Origin of the sequence: Halobacillus sp. B23F22_5 (assembly GCF_043497085.1) — a bacterium.
In the GTDB taxonomy this organism is placed as follows: domain Bacteria; phylum Bacillota; class Bacilli; order Bacillales; family Halobacillaceae; genus Thalassobacillus.
In genome coordinates, this window is the sequence record NZ_JBIEKI010000036.1 from 1 (window position 1) to 1,044 (window position 1,044).

General features: G+C 38.7%; 2 protein-coding genes. Both read left to right on the forward strand.

Features of this window, described 5'->3' with window-relative positions:
- A partial coding sequence (locus ACGTN9_RS20980) for an ATP-binding protein (protein WP_499596475.1) occupies positions 1-686 on the forward strand: 686 nt, incomplete at its 5' end.
- A gap of 44 nt (positions 687-730) precedes the next feature.
- Complete coding sequence (locus ACGTN9_RS20985) at positions 731-883, forward strand: hypothetical protein (protein ID WP_499596477.1); 153 nt, start codon at positions 731-733, stop codon at positions 881-883.
- Positions 884-1,044: the final 161 nt, after the last annotated feature.

Sequence of the window (1,044 nt, forward strand, 5' to 3'; positions counted from 1 at the left end):
AGCAAAAGCAGAATAATGATTATAGGGACATGGATTTTGATGATAGATTCAATCTCCTGGTAGATTATGAATATGATAGACGTAAATCGAATCGACTTGAACGACTAATTAAACAGGCTACACTCAGCGAACCAACAGCAGCTATTGAAGATATCGAATATCATCCGGATCGTAATTTAGATAAGAATCAAATACTAGAGTTAGCAACAGGAAATTACCTTCAAAATCACCATAACATCATTTTAATGGGCGCCTCTGGGAACGGAAAGACGTGGATATCTAATGCCTTTGGGGTACATGCATGTCGCCAATTTTATAAAGTTAAATATATAAGGTTACCAGAATTACTTGATGAATTAGCTGTAGCAAAGTATGAAGCAGATGGCAGCTTCCGTAAGTTAATTCAGAAGTACAAAAAGATTGATTTATTAATCCTAGATGAGTGGCTACTAACAGAGCTGTCAGAGGAAAATGTACTTCATGTGTTGGAGATTGTTGAAGCAAGGCTCAAAAGAGCCTCTACTATATTCTGTTCTCAATTTTCACCTGAGGGATGGCATTCCAAACTGGGACAGGCACAAATAGCAGATGCGATTCTTGACAGAATCGTTCATGATTCTTATAAGATTCTAGTTGATGGTGAAGTTTCGATGAGGGAACGCCATGGATTGCGGGGATTTAAATGATTCCGCGAGCAGTTGAAAACCGTATAGCTAGATACTTTCTGCATATGTATTTACCTGATAAGGTACAGCAGGCTGTAGAGGAAAAGCTATTACCCTCCTGCATTTGGAACGAAGAAGAGGATATAGATCAGGATGAATTAGTTCGTTGGGCTATTGAGATTATTGATCAGGAATTGAGAGATAAGAGATTCAAATAATAATATAAACAACCATTGGAGCGAGTGAAGTTCCAGTGGTTGTTTATATTATTAGCTACATTAATAAGAGTGGCTCTCACCCCCGCACTTAATGGCTCAGTTGACCGCAAATAGTGGCTCAAATCACCGCACTGATGGCTCAATCTGTCCGCAATACTCAA